At 59.7% G+C, this 20373-nt stretch carries 14 protein-coding genes; 8 read left to right on the top strand and 6 right to left on the bottom strand.

Going from position 1 to position 20373, the window contains the following annotated elements; genetic code table 11:
• The first annotated feature begins 31 nt into the window (after positions 1-31).
• From SJY10_RS05650 to SJY10_RS05640, 3 genes are all read left to right on the top strand, one after another.
• On the top strand, positions 32-1831 hold the full coding sequence (locus SJY10_RS05650; RefSeq protein ID WP_386680358.1) for an autotransporter assembly complex family protein: 1800 nt from the start codon (positions 32-34) through the stop codon (positions 1829-1831).
• Positions 1828-6603: a translocation/assembly module TamB domain-containing protein gene (locus SJY10_RS05645; RefSeq protein ID WP_386680355.1), complete on the top strand. Its 4776-nt coding sequence runs from the start codon at positions 1828-1830 to the stop codon at positions 6601-6603. The genes SJY10_RS05650 and SJY10_RS05645 overlap by 4 nt, the downstream gene beginning before the upstream one ends.
• Before the next feature lie 140 nt (positions 6604-6743).
• On the top strand, positions 6744-7316 hold the full coding sequence (locus tag SJY10_RS05640) for a hemerythrin domain-containing protein (protein ID WP_386680353.1): 573 nt from the start codon (positions 6744-6746) through the stop codon (positions 7314-7316).
• A gap of 121 nt (positions 7317-7437) precedes the next feature.
• Here SJY10_RS05640 and acs read toward each other — a convergent pair whose 3' ends face one another.
• A complete protein-coding gene (acs, locus tag SJY10_RS05635; protein WP_386684525.1) occupies positions 7438-9351 on the bottom strand; it encodes an acetate--CoA ligase in 1914 nt (637 codons plus the stop codon).
• Between the two features lie 273 nt (positions 9352-9624).
• On the opposite strand from acs, the gene SJY10_RS05630 reads away from it, so the two are divergent.
• Together SJY10_RS05630 and SJY10_RS05625 are read left to right on the top strand one after the other, a co-directional pair.
• Entirely contained in the window at positions 9625-10116 is a 492-nt protein-coding gene (locus SJY10_RS05630) for a YdcF family protein (RefSeq protein ID WP_386680351.1), read from the top strand.
• A 53-nt stretch (positions 10117-10169) separates the two neighbouring features.
• The gene (locus tag SJY10_RS05625; RefSeq protein WP_386680349.1) at positions 10170-10835 is read left to right on the top strand and encodes a hypothetical protein; all 666 of its coding nucleotides are present in this window, start codon (positions 10170-10172) and stop codon (positions 10833-10835) included.
• A gap of 10 nt (positions 10836-10845) precedes the next feature.
• Here the strand turns inward: SJY10_RS05625 and SJY10_RS05620 are convergent, their stop codons facing one another.
• The 3 genes from SJY10_RS05620 to SJY10_RS05610 all read right to left on the bottom strand — a co-directional run bounded on the left by SJY10_RS05620 (position 10846) and on the right by SJY10_RS05610 (position 15374).
• Complete coding sequence (locus tag SJY10_RS05620) at positions 10846-13134, bottom strand: right-handed parallel beta-helix repeat-containing protein (RefSeq protein WP_386684523.1); 2289 nt, start codon at positions 13132-13134, stop codon at positions 10846-10848.
• A gap of 172 nt (positions 13135-13306) precedes the next feature.
• Positions 13307-13726 (bottom strand): DUF4864 domain-containing protein, encoded by a 420-nt coding sequence (locus SJY10_RS05615; protein ID WP_386680347.1) that lies wholly within the window; start codon positions 13724-13726, stop codon positions 13307-13309.
• 67 nt (positions 13727-13793) lie between these two features.
• On the bottom strand, positions 13794-15374 hold the full coding sequence (locus tag SJY10_RS05610) for a lysine--tRNA ligase (RefSeq protein WP_386680345.1): 1581 nt from the start codon (positions 15372-15374) through the stop codon (positions 13794-13796).
• A 116-nt stretch (positions 15375-15490) separates the two neighbouring features.
• Between SJY10_RS05610 and SJY10_RS05605 the strand changes: the two genes are divergently transcribed.
• Positions 15491-15907, top strand: coding sequence for a tellurite resistance TerB family protein (locus SJY10_RS05605; RefSeq protein ID WP_386680343.1), 417 nt, complete (start codon positions 15491-15493; stop codon positions 15905-15907).
• A 70-nt stretch (positions 15908-15977) separates the two neighbouring features.
• On the top strand, positions 15978-16163 hold the full coding sequence (locus SJY10_RS05600) for a PLD nuclease N-terminal domain-containing protein (protein ID WP_386680341.1): 186 nt from the start codon (positions 15978-15980) through the stop codon (positions 16161-16163).
• Between the two features lie 56 nt (positions 16164-16219).
• Here the strand turns inward: SJY10_RS05600 and dacB are convergent, their stop codons facing one another.
• On the bottom strand, positions 16220-17752 hold the full coding sequence (gene dacB / locus SJY10_RS05595; protein WP_386680339.1) for a D-alanyl-D-alanine carboxypeptidase/D-alanyl-D-alanine-endopeptidase: 1533 nt from the start codon (positions 17750-17752) through the stop codon (positions 16220-16222).
• 13 nt (positions 17753-17765) lie between these two features.
• Positions 17766-18401, bottom strand: a complete 636-nt coding sequence (locus SJY10_RS05590; protein ID WP_386680337.1) for a nicotinate-nucleotide adenylyltransferase — start codon at positions 18399-18401, stop codon at positions 17766-17768.
• A 127-nt stretch (positions 18402-18528) separates the two neighbouring features.
• On the opposite strand from SJY10_RS05590, the gene SJY10_RS05585 reads away from it, so the two are divergent.
• Positions 18529-20355, top strand: a complete 1827-nt coding sequence (locus SJY10_RS05585) for a putative bifunctional diguanylate cyclase/phosphodiesterase (RefSeq protein ID WP_386680335.1) — start codon at positions 18529-18531, stop codon at positions 20353-20355.
• Positions 20356-20373 lie beyond the last annotated feature (18 nt).

The raw sequence follows: 20373 nt of genomic DNA, 5'->3' as shown, positions 1-20373 counted from the left end.
AACAGCGTCCAAAGGCGACAGGGGATGCAGTGTGACGTTGAAACAGATCAGTTGGACTGCTGTCCTATTTCTTAGCACCGCTGCGACAGTGACTGCGCAAGAGGTCACGATTGATGCCCCCGGTGCCGATGACACCCTGCTGACCCTACTGAAAGAGGCGTCATTGTCGCGCAGCGTGGGGGATGATGAAGACCCCCAGCCGCAAGACTATATCGCGGCCGCCCGCGCCGATTATCGTCGTCTGCTGACGGCGCTTTATGCTGCTGGATATTACAGCGGGACCATTTCGATCCAGGTGAACGGAACCGAAGCTGCGAACCTTGCGCCGCTTGCAGCCCCTGACCGCATTGATACCATTGACATCGCCGTCAATCCCGGACCGCTTTACACATTTGGGACAGCCTCGGTCGCGCCATTGGCCCCCGGCACCGAACTGCCCGAAGGCTTTGCCACCGGCGAGGATGCAAAGGCGGATATTATCCGCGAAGCCAGCAGCACCGCGCGCACAGCATGGCGCGACCAAGGCTATGCCAAGGTAGAGGCCGCAGGCCAGCAAATCATCGCGCGACATGATGACAACAAGCTGGACGCAAGCGTCACCATCGCGCCGGGTCCCCGGCTGACCTTTGGTGCGCTGAACGTCACCGGCAACGAAGACGTGCGCACCAGCGCCATCACGCGCATTGCAGGCCTGCCGACCGGCGAGGTCTATGACCCCGAGGAGCTGACGGAATCCGCCCGGCGCCTGCGCGAAACCGGGGCCTTTGACAGCGTCGCCCTGACCGAAGCTGACGACATCGGCCCAAATGACACCCTGCCGATCACCGCAACAATTGCTGAAAGCAAGCCGCGCCGCATCGGTGTCGGTCTGGAATATTCCACGGTCGAAGGCATCCGCACATCCGCTTATTGGATGCACCGCAACTTCTTTGGCGGCGCAGAGAACCTGCGCTTTGACGCAGAGGTCGCCGGCATCGGCGGCGGTACGGGCGGCATCGACTACAGTCTGTCCACCGCCTTGAAAATTCCTGCCATCTATGGCCCCGACACCGACCTGACAGCGACGGCGGAAATCAGCCGCGAGGATGAGCCCGATTACCTGATCGACCGCGCCAGCACCGAAGTGCTGGTCAGCCGCCTGATCACGAAAGATCTGGAAATCGAAGGCGGCTTTGGCCTGCTGACTGCCAAAGAGGTCACAGACCTTGGCACCCGCAACTATACCCTGCTGACCGCACCGCTGTCTGTGACCTATGACAAGCGTGACAGCGAAACCAACGCCAAGAACGGATACTACATCAAGGCCACCGGCACGCCGTTCCTGTCCGTTGCGGGCGGGTCCAGCGGCGCGCGGGGCTATCTGGACGGGCGTGGCTATTACAGCTTTGGTGCCGATGACCGCTTTACCATCGCGGCACGCGCGCAGGTCGGCACCTTGATCGGCGCGGACGAAACCGACGCGCCCGCCGACTATCTGTTCTATTCCGGCGGCAGCGGCACAGTGCGCGGCGAGGGGTATAAATCCCTTGGCCTTGACCAGACCATCGACGGCGAAACCGTCACGACGGGCGGCACATCCTTTGCCGGTGCCCAGCTAGAGGCGCGGATCGGCATCACCGACGCCATCAGCGCCGTGGGGTTTTATGACTACGGCTATGTGGGGGCCAGCGCAACGCCGCTGACCGACGGTGCCGACGAATCGGGCGTTGGCCTTGGCGTGCGCTATGACACCGGCATCGGCCCGATCCGTCTGGACGTGGGCACGCCCGCCAGCGGCGACGATCAGTTTAAATCAGTCGAAGTTTACATTGGTATCGGACAAGCGTTTTGAAACATTTCCTTCTTTTGCTGACCCTGCTGACCCTACCCTTTGCCGCGGTGGCACAGGATGACGACGGCGAAGGTTATCTCACGCGCCTGATACAGGACAATCTGTCCGGCGATGATCGCATCGTCGATATTCAAGGGTTTGAAGGGGCGCTGTCGTCGCGCGCCACCGTGGACAAAATTACGGTCGCCGATACCGAAGGCGTCTGGCTCGAGCTTGAAGGCGTCGTGCTGGACTGGAACCGAAGCGCCTTGCTGCGCGGCCGGATCGATGTGCAAGAACTGACGGCCGAACTGGTCAGGCTTGACCGCGCGCCCGTGTCCAATGCAGTCGATGTCCCCTCGCCCGAGGCGACACCCTTTTCGCTTCCCGATTTGCCCGTGGGCATCAGCTTGGACACGCTGGATATCGCACGCATTGAACTGGGCGAGACGTTCCTGGGCGAGGCTTTGGCCCTGTCGCTGACCGGTTCGGCCAGCCTTGCGGGCGGCGAAGGTGCGGCTGACGTAACCGCGACCCGCCTTGACGGTAAAACGGGGGTTTTCGCGCTGAATGGCAGCTATGACAACGAAAGCAAGGTGCTTGGCCTGAACCTGAATGTGGAAGAAGGCGAAGACGGCATCGTGGCGCGGCTGATCAACCTGCCGGACCGCCCCTCTTTGAAACTGGAAATCACAGGCGAGGCCCCCATCAGCGAATTCGCCGCCGATATGGCGCTGGCCACTGATGGACAGGACCGGATTACCGGTGATTTTGCGCTGAACGCTACCGAAGGCCAGACCGGCTTTGCCTTGAATATCGGCGGCGACCTGACACCGCTGTTGGCGGCGGACTATCAGGGTTTCTTTGGTCCAGACGTATCGCTGATCGCAGCGGGATCGCTCAGCGACGGGGGCATCTTTTCGCTGTCCAAGCTGGATTTGACCGCGCAAAGCCTGACACTGACAGGACAGGCCACAATCGGATCGTCCGGCTGGCCCGAAACGATTGCGCTGACAGGCACGGTTGCCGACGCCTCTGGCGCGCCAGTGCTTTTGCCGATCAGCGGCCCGAAAACCTATGTCGACAGCGTCGATCTGGCGCTGAACTATGACCAAAGCGTCAGCAACGACTGGACGGCCCTGTTCGATATTTCGGGGTTTGACCGCCCCGGCCTGGGGATCGACACCATTGCCCTGAACGGCGGTGGCATCATCGTGAACGGCAATGGCGATGCGCAAGGTGCCCTGACCGCGGATCTGACCTATGAAGCCAGCGGCGTGCAACTGGACGACGCAGGCGCAGCGCAAGCCTTTGGTGACAGCCTGACGGGCCGGATTGCACTGAACCGCGACGAAGACCAGCCAACGAATATCACCGCCCTGACACTGACCGGTCCGGGGATCGAGGTGAACGCGGATGCCGTCGTTCAAGGCGGCGCTGACGGCTTTCGTACGCAGGCCAATATCATCCTGAACGCCGAAGCGCTGGAGCGTTTTTCGACCCTTGCGGGCCGCGATCTGGGTGGCGGCGCACAGGCGACGATCACCGCCGACATCACGCCGCTGGACGGGTTGTTCGACGTCCTGCTGAACGCGACAACCCAGGATTTGGCTGTCGATGTGGCACAGCTTGATCCCGTGCTGGCGGGGACCGGCACCGTATCGGTGCAGGCCGTGCGCGACACAGAAGGCACCCGCATCAACGATCTGCTGATCCGGACGCCAGAAGCGACGGTGACCGGCAATGCCGATATTAGCAGCGGTGTCAGCACCGGGGATTTTGACGTCTCTGTCCAGAATGTGGGATTGATTGCCGACGGCTTGTCCGGCCCCGCCCGCATTACAGGCACCGCCGACCGCACCGACGCGGGCAATGTGACGTTTGCCGTCAACGGCACCGGTCCGGACACGACATTCGATGCGACAGGCACCGTCGATCCTTCGGATGAAGGGCAGACGATTAATGCCACGCTGAACGCGCAGGCAGGCGATCTGTCGCAGTTCGCGCAGATCGCGGGACGCGATCTGGCGGGTGCGGTGGATGTCACCGTCAACGCCGTGATGCTGTCGGATATGACCCGCTACACCGCTGAAATCAACGGCACGACCCAAGGCCTGCAAACCGGCACGCCGCAGATCGACCCCTTGCTGACCGGCGCTGGTACGATTGCTGGCGAAGTCGGCTATATCGGCGATGACCGCTATATCATCAAAGATCTGGACGTTCGCACACCGCAACTGTCCCTGACGGCCAACGCCGACGGCGGCGTGACCGGCCCGCTGACGGCCGTTGCCAATGCACGTATTTCCAATATGGGCCTGATTGCTCCCGGCCTGACCGGACCATTGACTGTGGCGCTGAACGCCGACCGCGATGATACCGGCATCACGGATGCCGTGCTGACCGCCAATGGCCCCGGCACCCGTATAAACGCCGACGTCCAGATTGCCGCCCCTGTCGATGACTATCGCCTGACCGGCAAGATTGACGCCGCCGTTGCCGAACTGGCACCCTACTCCAACCTTGCCGGGCGCAGCTTGGGCGGCGGTTTCGATATCGCCATCGACGGCAGCCTGCTGCCGGACCTGAGCCTGTTTGACGTGGCGCTGGATGGCACCACCCGCAGTCTGGAGGTGGATATTGCACAAGTTGATGCCTTATTGGCTGGCCCCGGCACTATCAGCGGGGGTGTCGCACGCACCGGCGCGGATGCCTTTGCGCTGACGAACCTAGATATCGAAACACCGCAGCTGACCGTGCAGGGCAGCGCCAATGGCGGGCTGACGGGACCGCTTGCCGCAGACATCACCGCACAGCTGAACGATGCAGGCGCGCTGGCTGGCGGGTTGAACGGGCCGCTGGCGATTGATCTGACGGCGGACCGCAATGCAGCAGGCACGGCGCAGGTGAACCTGACGGCCAACGGGTCTGGCGCGGATGTGACGCTGGACGCGCAAATCGCCCCACAAGAGGACGATTACCGCATCACCGGCAATCTTGACGCCTCTGTTGCGAACCTTGCCCGTTTTGCTGCACTGGCGGGGCAGCCGGTGTCGGGCAGCGTGAACCTGACGGCGGATGGCACCTTGCTGCCAGACCTGAGCCAGCTTGATGCGCAATTGAATGCGACGACGGGCAATCTGGCGATCGGCAATGCACAGGTCGACCAGCTGTTGCGCGGCCAGGGCCGGATCACGCTGGACGCCGCAAAATCAGGCAGCGACATCACATTGCGCAGCTTTGATGTGCAATTCCCGCAACTGACCGCCAGCGGCAATCTGACTGCGGCCGGCGGCGGCGCGGCCAATGGCACGGTGAATGCCCGGCTGGCGGACGTCGGCCTGTTCACCGACGCGCTGTCCGGTCCAGTCACGGCCCAAGGCCAGATCGGCCGCACGGCGGCTGGCGGCTACACGCTGGATATCGACGCCACCGGCCCGGGGGGCATTGCCGCCACGGCCAGCGGATCCGTGGCAGGCAACGGCAATTTGGATATCGACGTGAATGGCAGCGCACCATTGGCGCTGGCGAACCCGTTTATTGCGCCGCGCAATATCGAAGGGGTGACCACCTTTGATCTGTCCGCCAATGGCCCCCCTGCCCTGTCGTCGGTGTCAGGCCAGATCAACACGGCAGGTGCGCGTCTGTCGGCCCCGTCACTGGGACAGGCGCTCGAGGACATCAACACCACCATCACGCTGAACGGCGCAACGGCGCAGGTCAGTTTGACAGGCAATGTCCAGTCCGGCGGCAACATCGACCTAAGCGGTCCTGTATCGCTGTCGGCCCCCTATAACGCCGATCTGACGTTGAATCTGAACGCGGTCGAACTGGTAGACCCGGAACTGTACGAGACGTCGATAGATGGGCAGATCACCATCGACGGTGCCCTGACCGGCGGTGCCCGGATCGCCGGCGTGCTGAACCTGGACGAGACGAACATCCAGGTGCCGTCCTCTGGCACCAGTGCCTTGGGTGAATTGCCGGACGTGACCCACCTGAACCCCAGCGCAGCAGTGCGCCTGACGCTGGACCGGGCCGACGTCGCCGTCAATGGCTCTGACGGTGCGGCGGATGAAAGCACCGGCGGTGTCGCCTATCCGCTGGATGTGCGGGTCAATGCGCCGAACCAGATCTTTATCCGCGGTCGCGGGGTGGACGCCGAACTGGGCGGCACCCTGACCCTGGGCGGGACGACGGCGAATATCGTGCCGGTCGGCCAGTTTGATTTGCAGCGCGGCCGCATCAGCATTCTGCAACAACGCTTTGATCTGACCGAAGGCTCGGCCAGTCTGCAGGGTGATTTCATCCCCTACATCCGCCTTGTCGCGACGACGCAGGCAGAAACCGGCACGGTGATCAACATCATCGTCGAAGGTCCGGCGGATGATCCAGAGGTCACGTTTGAATCGACCCCAAGTCTGCCGCAGGATGAAGTGTTGGCGCAGTTGATCTTTGGGCGCGACATCTCTGAAATCTCGCCTTTGCAGGCGGTGCAGCTTGCTGCCGCGGTGGCCGAGCTGGCAGGGCGCGGGGGCGGCGGGCTGATTGACGGCTTCCGGTCCGGCATCGGGCTCGACGACTTTGACGTGACCACCGACGAAGACGGCAATGCTGCTGTTCGGGCAGGCAAATACCTGTCGGACAACATCTATACCGATGTGACCATCGGCAGCGATGGATCGACAGAGATTAACCTGAACCTTGATATTACTGACGAAATTACCGCCAAGGGTACCGCCGGTGCGGATGGCGATACCAGCGTCGGTATCTTCTTTGAACGCGATTACTGACCATCAGACGGCCCCGTCCTGCGCGGCGGGGCGCGTATTGCACAGATGCTGTGCGCGGCAAGCTGGATGCTGCCGTGGACACGAGCCGGCGCGGGGGCCATCTATTGCAAGGCAACGCCAGTGCAAAGGACCCCGCAACGATGGACGATCTGCCCCTTGAACACCGCACCGGTTTGCCGGACGCCCTGCGTGTCCTGCTTGATGCCTATCCGCGCCAAGGCTGGACGCAGGACCCCGGTTTTGACGGGTTAATCCGGTTCTGGCTCGACCGCCACTTGATGTTTCGACGCCTGCTTGCCGAAATGCAGACCGGGACCGAAGGTTTGCTGGACCGCAATATCGACCCGCAGGCCTTTGCCAGGCAGGTCTCTCGTTATGGCGGTATGTTTGTAAACGGCCTGCACGAGCATCACACGATTGAGGACACGCATTATTTCCCAAAGCTGCAGGCCAAGGACAGCCGCGTTGCGCGCGGGTTTGACATACTGGATGCGGACCATCACGCGCTGGACGGGCATCTGGCTGCATTCGCGCGAAGCGCGAACGGGGTGCTGACGCGGCTGGATGATCGCGCGGCCCTGCAGGACAGTGCGGCCACCTTCAGCGCGGCGCTGACCGACATGGAGCGGCTGTTGAACCGGCACCTGAGCGATGAGGAAGACCTGATCGTGCCTGTGATCCTGCGCTACGGCAGCAGTGATTTAGGCGGGTGATGGTGAGCAAACCGCCGGGGGGCGTTTGAAGTCATGGGGGCTTTGCCCCCAAACCCCCAGGATATTTTTAACCAGAAGAAGGGGACGCGGCAGGCCCAAGGCAGCCGCGTCCGGGTTTTAGTTAGCGGTTCATCCGGTTTGCGATCAGGTCATCCACGACTTCGGGTTCGGCCAAGGTTGACGTGTCGCCCAGCGCGCCAAAGTCGTTTTCGGCGATCTTGCGCAGGATGCGGCGCATGATTTTGCCGGAGCGGGTTTTCGGCAGACCCGGCGCGAACTGGATCAGGTCGGGTTTTGCGATCGGGCCGATCTCCGCACGGACGAAATCAGAGAGTTCTTTGCGCAGCGCATCTGTCGGCTCTTGCCCTGCCATCAGGGATACATAGGCATAAATGCCCTGCCCCTTGATATCGTGTGGGTAGCCGACCACGGCGGATTCCGACACGGCAGGGTGAGCAACAAGGGCGCTTTCCACCTCTGCCGTGCCCATGCGGTGCCCGGAGACATTGATGACGTCGTCAACGCGGCCGGTAATCCAGTAATAGCCGTCCTTGTCGCGCCGGCAGCCGTCACCGGAAAAGAACATGTTCTTGTACTGGCTGAAATAAGTCATTTCGAACCGGTCGTGATCGCCCCAGATGGTGCGCATCTGGCTGGGCCAGCTGTCCGCAATACAAAGCACGCCTTCTGCCTCAATCTCTTTGATCTCGCTCCCGGTTTCCGGCTCTAGCACAACGGGTTTGATGCCGAAAAACGGATGTGTCGCAGATCCGGGCTTGGTCGATGTCGCCCCGGGCAGCGGTGTCAGCAGGTGGCCGCCGGTTTCGGTCTGCCACCAGGTGTCAACGATCGGCACTTTTCCCTTACCGACGACGTCATGGTACCAGTTCCACGCCTCTGGATTGATCGGTTCCCCCACGGTGCCCAGCACTCTGAGCGCGGAGAGGTCGTATTTTTCAACGAATTCGTTCCCATTTCCCATCAGCGCGCGGATGGCGGTCGGGGCGGTGTAGAACTGGTTGACCTTATGTTCTTCGCAGACCTGCCAGAACCGCCCCGCATCGGGATAGGTTGGCACACCTTCGAACATCAGCGTGGTCGCCCCGTTCGCCAGTGGACCATAGATGATATAGCTGTGGCCCGTGACCCAGCCGACATCGGCTGTACACCAGAACACGTCGCCATCATGATAATCGAAGGTATATTGGTGCGTCATGGAGGCGTAGACCAGATAGCCGCCCGTTGTATGCACAACGCCCTTTGGCTGCCCGGTCGAACCAGACGTGTAGAGGATGAACAATGGATCTTCGGCGTTCATTTCCGTCGGCGGGCAGTCGGGGCTGACCTTTGCTTCCAGCTCGTGCAGCCAGTGGTCGCGGCCGCCTTTCATGGTGATTTCGCCCCCCGTACGCTGGACGACCAGCATGGATGTGTCGGTCGTGATCTTTTCAAAAGCTTTGTCGGCGTTCACCTTGAGCGGGGTATTGCGGCCGCCGCGTGGTGCCTCGTCCGCGGTGATGACGACCTTGGCTTCTGACCCGTTGACGCGGGCGGCCAGCGCATCAGGCGAAAAGCCTGCAAAGACGACCGAGTGGATGGCCCCGATCCGCGCACAGGCCAGCATGGCATAGGCGGCCTGCGGGATCATCGGCAGATAGATCACGACACGGTCACCTTTGCCGACGCCCAATTCCTTTAGCACGTTGGCAAATTTCGAAACATGCTCATGCAGCTGCGCATAGGTAATGTGTTCAGAGGCATCCGTCGGGCTGTCGGGTTCCCAGATGATCGCGGTCTGGTTAGGGCGATCTTTCAGGTGGCGATCAATGCAGTTGGCAGCGACGTTCAGGGTGCCGTCCTCGAACCAGCGGATGTCGATGTTGCCGGGGGCAAAGCTGGTATTCTTGACCTTGGTATAGGGCTTGATCCAGTCAAGACGCTTGCCATGTTCACCCCAGAACGCGTCGGGATCGTGGATCGAGGCTTCGTACATCGCCTCGTAGGTATCCTTATCCGCGTGGGCCCGCTCGGCCATCTGCGCACTTGGTGCGTACATCTTGTCGGTCACGTTGGGCCTCCTCCACTGCGTCATAGCCTGCGGCAGGCATGCCCGCCGCACGGCAACCCTCCCGGTTGCCGCCTCCTGATACGTATAGGGCTTGATTTTCCGCCAAATGCCAAGGTGGCGAAAGGTCGGACACGTTGGATCTGTAAATAGTTTACAACAACCCGTCTGCGACATGTCAACTTTCTTACCTGTCGGTGGCCGGGGGTTTTCGTCGGCCCCGGGCTGTCCTAGACCGGCGACATGGACGCAATTATCATCCTTGGCGCGGCGGTCTGGCCGACTGGCCCCTCGCCGACGCTGCGCCGGCGTGTCGCGCATGGGGCGCGACTGTGGCACAGCGGCGCTGCCCCTATGATCGTGGTCTGTGGCGGGCTGGGGCTGCATGCCCCGACCGAAGCGGCAGCGATGGCAGCCCTGCTGATCGAACTGGGTGTGCCAAAAGATGCGATCGTGCAAGAGGATCGTTCAACCACGACCTATGAAAACATCGCAATGGCGCTTCCGCTGCTACGACAGGTAGAGGCCAGGCACGTGCTGATTGTGACCGACATGACCCACGCCCCCCGTGCCGCCCTCGTGGCGCGGCACTTTGGCCTGCACCCGCGGGTTAGCACGCCTTCTATTAAGGGGGGCCGCAAGCGCACGATCCTGCGTCAATTGGCCAGAGAGCTGGGTGCCTATCCGCTTTATGCAATTCGCCTGAAAATCCAAAAATCAGGGCGTTTGGATTAACGCGATATTAAGACATGTGAACGCAAGGTTTTTTAAACGCTGCGGAGAATCCCATGCTGAAGAAAATGCTGCCTGCGCTTTTGTCGCTGTGTCCCATCGCAGCGGATGCGGGTGCCTGGGCGCGGGACGAAGGCACGCTATTCATTGCGGCTGGCGGCAATTTTCTGCTGTCAGACGGGGCTGAACTGCCGGTCCACTATGACCCCACCGTCTATGCGGAATATGGCCTGACGCAAAGAGTCACACTCGGCCTCGACGTCTATACCGCTGATAAGGGCCGCATTGCATCGGCCTTTGGATTTGCCGCCGTTCCTGTCGGGTCGATCACTGGCGCGAACCGCGCGATGGTGTCGCTGGGCTATGGATATCGCCTGAACCCAGACACGACGACAGAGGCGCTGATGCGTCTTGGTATATCGCTTGGCCGTGGGGTGGATCATGGCTGGATTGCCGCGGACCTAAGCGCGACAGTTGGCATGTTGGACACGGTCTGGCGGCCCAAGGCCGATTTCACCTACGGCCATATCTGGTCGGATCGCTGGGCGACGACCGCGCAATTGCAAACTGGGATCGGCTATTATGACGACGAATACGTCAAGCTTAGCCCGACCATCATCTACGCCTATTCCGACCGGATCAAAATCAACCTGGGGGCCGTCAAGGCGCTGTCGGGTGACGGTGGCAGCGCCTTGAAACTGGAAACCTGGCTTACATTTTAGCAGCTTTGGCTTAGGTCGGATTGTCCATGCGCACGGTATAGCGGATCGTACCGCGCAACGCCTGATCGAACACGAACCGTACAGACCGTTGATCTGCGCCATAGTTGTTGTCCGCATAGGGTATCTGGTTCACCACCTGCCCTGCAGCGTTCTGCAACGGACCATCGGCCGCAATCGCCTCGATATACCGCGCCCGGCCCAAAAAGGGCAGTGACGGCGCGGTCGATGCAACCCATTGGTTCGATACCGTCCCCTGAGAGTGGCTGAGATAAGCCGGATTGAACACCGGCTCGTTCACACCGTGATAGGTGTTTGCATCGAATGTGATCTGCCGTGTCCGGCCGAAATCCAAGTTGGCAAACGTCGTATCGACTGCCTCGATCCGGTTGATATTGCCATTAAAGGTGCGAAACACGTTTCCGACGACCGATAGACCGTGCAGAAAATGGTTCGGGCCATAAGGCTTGATCACGATATAGCTGAACCCGGCGTTGACGCTGATGCAGACGAAATGGTTGCCAGTCACGGTCAGGCCACCAAAGGAATACCCGCTGGTAAAAGCAGGCTCTGACTGCGATTCATTGGTCCATTCGATAAAGTTGTTGTCGATGTAATTTCCTGTCACAGCTGCCCGGCAATTGGGCTGGGTAAAGACCAGACCGCCACGCCGCACACCGTTGTTTTCCGAATCACCGTGAAACCAGTGGTTTCCGGTAATTGTGCTCCCGCCGCCTTGGATAACGCCGAAATGCTTGAACAATGCCGCACGGTTATCGCGGACTTTCACATCATTTGCATTGGCATTGAAACTGATCGTAGTGCGATCCTGCACGCGCGCCGATTGCTCGTTCGAAATGAACTGGCATCGGTCGATCATCATGCCCTGACAGCCATTGCCAGGACTGGTAATACCGCGGTCTAACGGCTTGGTGAAAAAACAGTCCCGCACATGAAATGTTAGGCCCTGCGGGGCCAGCATAATGGCGCTGGCCTGACCGTCACACTGAAATTCGACGTCATCGATAACGAACTGCGACAGACTGGCATAGCCGGAAAAATCCAGCAAATACTGGAACCTGCGGAACGTAAACGTCTGCGTGCCCGCCGCATCGTAAAGCCCGCTGCTGATTTGCACCGTCCGCGCGCCCACGTTTTTAGAAGTTACATAAACCTCTCGTCCGACACCGCTGCCAAGCACCAAAGATCCCACAGCGATATTGGCGACATTAGTGACATTGGTTAGCGTATTGGGATTGCTCGGGCTGTATGTCGCTGCAGATGTAACGTTCTGCGTATTCCAGGCAGACCCGGCAGCCGGCTGAAACTGCCCATTGCGGATTACACGCCGCGTTGCAAAGCTGGTACGCGATGGATCGCAGGCCTGCATATCGACAGGGCCGCGCAGGGTAACGCGCCGGCCATTCAAATCCAGCGACTCGTGATCGGCAAAGTTTATCAGCGCCTGATAGGCTTTCTTGAACGCAAGCTCTTCGTCTTCGAACGCGTCGACATAGGTTTGATAGTTAAAATCCTTTTGCAGAATAAACCGCTTGTCTGCTGCTTGTGTCACCCGGCCAACAAAGCGAATACGGCTTTGAATGGAAACGTCCTGCCCCATTTTATAGACGCCATCCGGAACAACAATCTGCCGACCTTGCGCGGCTGTATCGGCCGCCTCGAATGCGGCTGAATCGTCCGCCACGTTATTGCCAATCGCGCCGTAATCGCGCACGTCGACGCTTCCCAGCATATCGGGCATAAAAGCGATTGTGTAATCTTCGATCGTGATATCATCGATCCGCACCAGCCCGCCGCTTGGGCCCGTCAGATCCAGACCGAAATGCCCGTAATTTGCATTAGGCCAGACCAGATCGACACCTGTCCGTTCCCCGATCCCCACAATCGCACTGACCTCCACCACCGCGCCATAGGTTGTCAGCGTGGATTGCGGCCCGACCGCCGTAGGAACAGAGGCTGCCCCACCGCCATTGCGCGCCGCATAGCCGGCAATGCGCACGTTTGGCAGCGGTCCGGCCACCGCTTTCACACGCGCGGTAATCCGCAGATAGCAGCCCGGCAGGATAGGCGTTTCGCCCATATAGCGGACCTTTTGCACGGTGCTGGTCTTTTGCACCTCCAGGCAGCCGCCAAAGTCCTGATCTGACGCTACAAAAACACCAGTACCGCTGGTTGCATAGGTATCGCTGCCCGGCGTGCCATCGCCGCTGGACCATACCCCAAGCCCTGCCGCGAATGGCAGTGGTTGAAACACGATTCCGTCCGTAATTGCCTTGTTCATCATTCACCCCTTTGCCGGTGGGATGATGTGCCGGCCAAACGCCCTGCCCTGCGGCACCACCCCGTTCATCGCTGTCCGGCACACGCCGGGCACTGCGAAACGGGATATGGTCTAGGGATGAACCGCCGCTGATAGCACCGTCACGCAGGTCCGGCGCGGCGCGCAACATCCATCACACACCGACGTCGGGCGGCGGCAGCAAGGTCACGCCGTCAATCTTCCAGCCTTGTGCGGTCTGGATCATAGCATATTCCAACATATGCAGCGCACCGTTAGTGTCCTGCACCATGACCTGTTGATAAATGCGACCGCTCACCTCGCGCTGTGTCAGGAATTTAACGGCAGAGTTATCCCAGACCATCGGATAGCCTTCGCGGACCATGGTGCCAAAGTTGCCGGGATTGCCGAACATGCCCTGGATCATCGGACTGGCATAGGACCACGCCAGATCAACATCGCGGGCGTTAAAGGCATCAAGCTGCTGCCCGATGACATCCTGCAGTGGCACGGATTGCACCTGCGCAGCCTGTGGCATGTCCTGCGCCGACACAGGCATCCCCCAGATCAAAGCCAAAATCAGTATCAAACGCATGGCTGCCCTCCATCATATGCTGTCCATTATGAACAGTCACGCGATGAAGAGGCAAAAAGTTCCGCCCTCAGCCCTGCTGCAATTCGCCGCGCAAAGCGGATTCGATCAGTGCAATCGTTTCGTCCACACCGTAAAGCGCGATAAAGCCACCGAAACGCGGCCCCTGACTTGCGCCCAGCAACACCTCGTAAAGCGCAGTAAACCAGTCGCGCAGCGGCTCGAAACCATGCGCCTTGCCGACAGCAAAAACTTCGGACTGCAGCGCCTCTGCATCCAGCCCGCCATCCCATGCCTTCAGCCGTGCAACCAGATCTTCCAGCGCGGCGCGCTCTACATCAGTTGCGGCGCGGAACACCTTGGTCGGCTTCACAAAGTCGTTGTAGTAGCGCACCGCAAAGCCTGCTGCCTGATCCATCTGCGGATTTGCCTCGGGCGAGGCATCCGGCGCATAGCGCTGGATGAAGCCCCACAGTTTGTCCTTGCTTTCCGCGCTTGATACAGAGGCAAGGTTCAGCAGCATCGCAAAGGGCACGACCATATCCGACGCGGGCACGTTATGGCCATGGATATGGAACACCGGGTTGTTCAACCGCGCGGCGTCGTCTTGTGTTTCATAGGCGCGCAGCTGCTGGTGATATTCATCCACGGCCTTCGGGATGACGTCGAAATGCATCCGCTTTGCGGTTTTCGGCTTCAGATACATGAAATACGACAGCGATTCCGTCGCCGCATAGGTCAGCCATTCATCAATCGTCAGGCCATTGCCACTGGTCTTGGAAATCTTGTGGCCTTCAGCATCCAGAAACAATTCATAGGTAAAGTGCTCTGGCGCGCGCCCGCCCAGCACGCGGCAAATGCCGTCGTAGATTGCGGTATTGGTCGCGTGATCCTTGCCATACATTTCGAAATCAACGCCGAGCGCGGCCCAGCGTGCACCGAAATCAGGCTTCCACTGCAGTTTGCAATTACCGCCTGTGACGCTGACCGTATGCTCTGTCCCGTCCTCGTCATCGAAAGTGATCATACCATCCTTCGTGACGTTCTTCATCGGCACATACAGCACCCGCCCCGTCGTTGGGCTGATCGGCAAGAAGCACGAATAGGTCGCGCGCCGTTCTTCGCGCAACGATTTCAACATGATCGCCATGATGTCGTCATAGCGCTCTGCCGCGCGCAACAGGATCGCGTCCATTTTGCCGCTTTGGTAGTATTCGGTCGCGCTGGCGAATTCGTATTCAAACCCAAAGGTATCAAGGAAGCTCTGCAACCGCGCATTCATATGCGCGCCAAAGCTGGCATGCGTGCCGAACGGATCAGGCACCGCCGTCAGGGGCCGCTGCATGAACGGCTCTAGCGTTGCCGGATCAGGCACATTGCCGGGGATCTTGCGCATCCCGTCCATGTCGTCGGAAAAGCACAAAAGCTTGGTCGGAATATCGCTGATAATCTCGAAAGCACGGCGGATCATCGTCGTCCGCCCAACTTCGCCAAAAGTGCCGATATGCGGCAGGCCGGACGGGCCATAACCGGTTTCGAACAACACATAACCGTTCTTTGGGGGCTGTTTTTCGTAACGTTTGAGCACGCGGCGCGCCTCTTCGAATGGCCAGGCCTTCGATGTCATCGCTGCGTCACGCAATGTGCTCATGTTTTCACTCACTTCATGGTATACGGCCCCCATTGGCCGGATCTTGCGCATCCCTATTGCGACAGCGCAGGCCCGTCAATAAATGGGATGTAACCTGACAAAAAAGGACGAGGCATATGGTCACCGACTCAATGACGCCGCAGGACGCGCTCGCAGCCCTGATGATTACGGTCTCTGCCTCTGACGGCAATATGCGCACCTCCGAATTGATAAAAATCAATTCGACGATCAACAACCTGCCAGTCTTTTCCGATTACGACGCCGATCGCCTGCCCCGGGTCACCAGTATGGTCATGGACCTTCTGGACCAGGACGACGGACTAGAGGCGCTTTTTGGATTGATCCGCGACACCCTGCCAGAGCGTCTGTTTGAAACCGCCTATGCGCTGTCGTGTGACGTGGCCGCCGCCGACGGCAAAATCGGCACGACCGAAGGGCGCATGCTGGAGGAAATTCGCGACGAACTGGAACTTGACCGTTTGCACGCCGCCGCCATCGAACGCGGATCGCGTGCGCGCCATATGACACTTTAACCATTTGGGAACTTTTGCGGCCCGCATCCGGTTGTCCTGACAACTGATGACTGCCTCAAAGGGACATCCCATGGAATACGGCCTTTTCGGACTCATTGTCCTGATTGCGGATCTCTACGCTATTTACCAGGTGCTGACATCCGGCACGACGACCCTGTCCAAGGTTCTTTGGACCCTTGGCATCCTGGTCTTGCCGATCATCGGCTTTCTGGCATGGCTTGTGGCAGGCCCGCGCGGGTCGTCTGTCCGGGTCTGACTCTTCGGTCGTAGGATGCAAAATACAGGGCGCAGCACGATGCTGCGCCCTTTTTTCTATCCGGTGATCCGCCCCAGCATAGCCCAGCGCTGCAACAGATCCTGCTGCAGCTTTTTGGCCTTGCTGTTAAAACCCGACGCCCCGCGCGGCTGCTCATCTTGCGAGGATAACGACTCTTCCCGCGCCGCCGGATCATATGCGAAAATCGCAAAGCTCAGGCTGCGGCCCGTGTCCGTATCCAGATAACCCGCCAGAGTGCTGACAAAATTCAACGTCCCCGTTTTCGCGCGAACGCGTGCGGGAAAATCTTTGATCGCGCGCCGGTTTTCATCAACCATCGCAATTGTCTTCAGCAATGGCCGCAGTTCGGCCTGCACCTGTGCCGCATTCAAAAGTTTGACCATATCCAACCCGGACACCCGGTTCTGATCGCTTAGCCCCGAATGATCCGACAGCTGCAGCACCATTCCCGTCCGTTCCGTCAGCCACTGCGCCATCGTCGCGGCAGAGCTTCGCATATCTTGCGGCACACCGGCTTGTTTGGCCGTCGCCATCATGCCGATGACTTCCGCCGTAAGGTTGGTGGAATACAGCAGCATATCCCGGGCCATCTGCGTGAGTGGCACGCTTTCAAACCGCGCCAGCTGTGTGCCTGCGGGCAAGTCATTGACCAGCGCCGCCACAGGCAGTGTGATCCCGGCATCCTGCGCCAGCGTGCGAAAAACATCACCGGCATAAAGCGCAGGAAACCGCACCGGCAACCAGCGCGATCCCGACTTCCCCAATGCACCCTTGGCCACGGTCCAGTCATCGGTGCCGGCACCTTCGGCGTAAGCATAGACAGGCAGCTTGCGGTCAACAATTTGCATCCGGGCCATCTTGACCACGGGCCGCAAAGTCTCGCTCCGGGCATCCATGCTGACCGTATAATCAGCACCGCTTTGCGCCCATTCAAAGAAGACGCGGTTAAAATTCAGGTTCAGCCCGCCCAGCGACGGATTATAACCCAATTGATCCAACTGCCCCGGCTCAATCTCCTTCTCGCCCGGCAGGGCGTTGCCCCAAACCAGAAAACGCCCGTTGACCTGTTTCAACCCTGCGTCGGCCAGTTGCGTCACCAACTGCGCCAGCTCGTCCGTCACGAGGTTCGGATCGCCGCCGCCAGCCAGCACCAGATCGCCATCCAGCACACCGTCCACAATAGGCCCCGTTCCCAGAACCTGGGTCTGGAACTGATAATCACCGCCAAGTATTTCCATCGCGTAAACGGCAGTCAGCGCCTTGGTCACGCTTGCGGGTGGGCGGGCCAGACTGCCATCGACGACCTCCAGCACCTCGCCGGTCGCGACATCGGAAATGACAAAGCCGACTTGTCCCGCCAGCCCCGCCGCAGCAATCAGATCGACCGCGCCCTGTCGCGCGACGGGTCTGGCATTTGCCGGCACCGCCGCGCTTTCGGAACTGGCCCCGCCCCGCGCAACGGGGCGCAGGGTCTGCTGCGGCCCTGCCAGTGCAGCGCTGGCGAAAAAAGCGGTGCCACCAGCCAAAAGGCTGCGACGGCTTAGGCGGGTCAAATTATCCTGGCTCATTCCGGTACCGTAATCATGCCAGCGAAGCTGGATCAATCGCAGCCGTATCACGCTTGCGCCATGTTCCCGCATTGCGTAGCGCCGTGGACGACTGTTTGCTAAGCGGCAAATTGATGAAACACCACGCTGGCGGCGCTGTCAGCCCCACCGCAGCAGAGGCCCGTGACGGCACCCGTGCGCCGCGATAGATCCGCGCCGCCGGGCTGAACCCGGCCGCCAGCCGATCGCCGGGACGCGCCAGCACGCCGATCGGAACATGATCCATAATCCAGCGCCAGTCCTGCCAGCGGTGAAACTGACTTAGATTATCTGCCCCCATCAGCCAGACAAAATGCACGCCGGGATAGCGCGTCATCAGCCGCTGCAACGTCTGCGCGGTATAGCGCGTTTTCAATTGTGTTTCGACGTCTGTAACCTGCACGCGCGGATGCTGCATCAGGTCTTTTGCGCGCATCAGGCGGTCTGCCATTGGCGCGGGGCCGACTTCCTTTAACGGGTTTCCGGGGCTGACCAGCCACCAGACCCGGTCAAGGGCGAACCGCCGCATGGCGACACGGGTGATATGCGCATGCCCTTCATGTGCCGGATCAAATGATCCACCCAGCAACCCGACCCGCTGCCCCCGCCCCGCCTGCGGCCATCCTTGCATGTCCGGTCCCTTCGTCATTGCCTACTGTAAACCCGAAACAGACCTGCGGGTGCAAACCCAAATACGCGTTAGCTGTTTGATAAACCCTTAGCATTACGCTGACCCAAATGATTTGTCCGAGCATGCCATGTTATTGATCGCCCTGACCGCCCTGATTGCCGGTACGCTTGTGGCACTTGTCGCCCTTTATCCTCGGCTGCAACAGGCACTGCGACGTTCATCACGGCCTGATTTCAACGCCATCGCATGCGCCAGTACCAACGATGGCATCGTTGTCCAGACGCTGGACGGTAAGATTATATGGGCCAATCCAGCATATCTTCGCATATTCCGGCTGCCGGCCAGTCGCGTGATCGGTCAAAACCCCCTCAGCTTCTGTCTACCTAGCGAAGAGCAGCAGTCCCCCGCGCAAATCGACGCATTTCGGTATGACCGGGCCGATCCGATCTGGGGAAAGCTATATATCGTTCGCAACCGACGTAGCGATGGCACCCTGTTCTGGAACCAGATCAGTGCCAGTATGCACGAAATTGAAGGGCAGCAGGATCTTGTCATTTTAGTATGCCGCGATGTGACCGAACAGGTCGAGCAAGAGCGGGCCCTACGCGAATCGACCCAGTCGCTGGCTTATATGGCGGAACACGACAGCCTGACGGGCCTTGCCAACCGCAACAAATATAACGCCTTCATCAATTCGGCCATTGGCGGCGATCCGGAAACGCGGGCCGGCCTTGGAGTATTACAGATCGATCTGGATCATTTTAAAGCCATCAACGACCGTCACGGTCATGCCGCCGGTGACGCAGCCTTGCAGCATGTGGCGGCAACGCTTGGTCGCAGCCTGCGACAGACCGACTTGCTGGCGCGGCTTGGGGGTGATGAATTCGTGGCTGTCTGCCCGGGCATATCCCTGGATTCAGAATTGTTGCGGATCGGCCAGGCGCTTGGCCAGGCCGTAAAGGCACCCTTGATTTACGATGGCAAACAGATTGACGTTTCGATCAGTATTGGCGCCGCCATTGCGGGAAAGGACGACAATAGCGCTGACAGCCTTCTTCAGAAATCCGATTTCGCCTTGTACGAAGTCAAGCGCGCCGGTCGTGGAAGCGTTGCCGTCTATGATTCGACACTCCACGAAGAGGCGCAGCGCCGCGACCGTTTCAGTCTGCAGCTGCGTGACGCCATCGAATGCAACAAGCTGACGTTCTACTTCCAACCAACCGTGGATCTGCATACCGGCGCGATCCGGGGGTTCGAAGCCTTGGTGCGTTGGCAACACCCGACGCGCGGTTTGCTTCACCCCTCTGAATTTTTAACCCTCGCGGCAGAGCTGAACCTACTGCGTCACATCGATATCGCCGCAGTCGGTGCAGCCGCTGATCTGCGCAAGCGGCTGCAACAGAACGATTTCAACGACATCAAGGTTGGCATCAATGGTTCGCGGCACCTTTTGTCTGACGAAGAACACGCTGATCGTTTGCCCGCCGAACTTGCCCGCGTCGGCGTCCAGACCCGTAACATTGTATTGGAATTTAACGAACGGGATATCTTTGGGAACGCCGCCATGATCGATGCAAATATGCGATCGGCGACCCGCCTTGTGGATATGGGGTTCAATGTCCTGATTGACGGCTTTGGCTCTGGGTATGCGGGCCTAATGCATATAGAGCGGCTGAAAGTCGCCGGTATCAAAATTGAAAAGGCCCTGATCAGACATCTGGATTGCACGCCCGCATGTGAAAAAATTACATCCATGCTGCTACAATTTGGACAGGAAAAAGGCATCTATTGTGTTGCCTGCGGGATAGAAACCGCCGACCAGGCTGACAAAACCAGATCCTACGGTGGATCTGTCGGCCAGGGTAATTTCTTTGCGCGCGCCATGCCGTCCGGTGACGTCATTGACTGGCTGCGCCAGCGCCAAGCCAACGCCCGCCTGCGCGATACCGGATAGTCGCCGATTGCTCCTCGG

Origin of the sequence: Loktanella sp. R86503, assembly GCF_042466455.1 — a bacterium.
In the GTDB taxonomy this organism is placed as follows: Bacteria; Pseudomonadota; Alphaproteobacteria; order Rhodobacterales; family Rhodobacteraceae; genus Loktanella.
The sequence above is the reverse complement of the archived record's forward strand: the minus strand, read 5'-3'. Positions and strand labels throughout refer to the sequence as shown.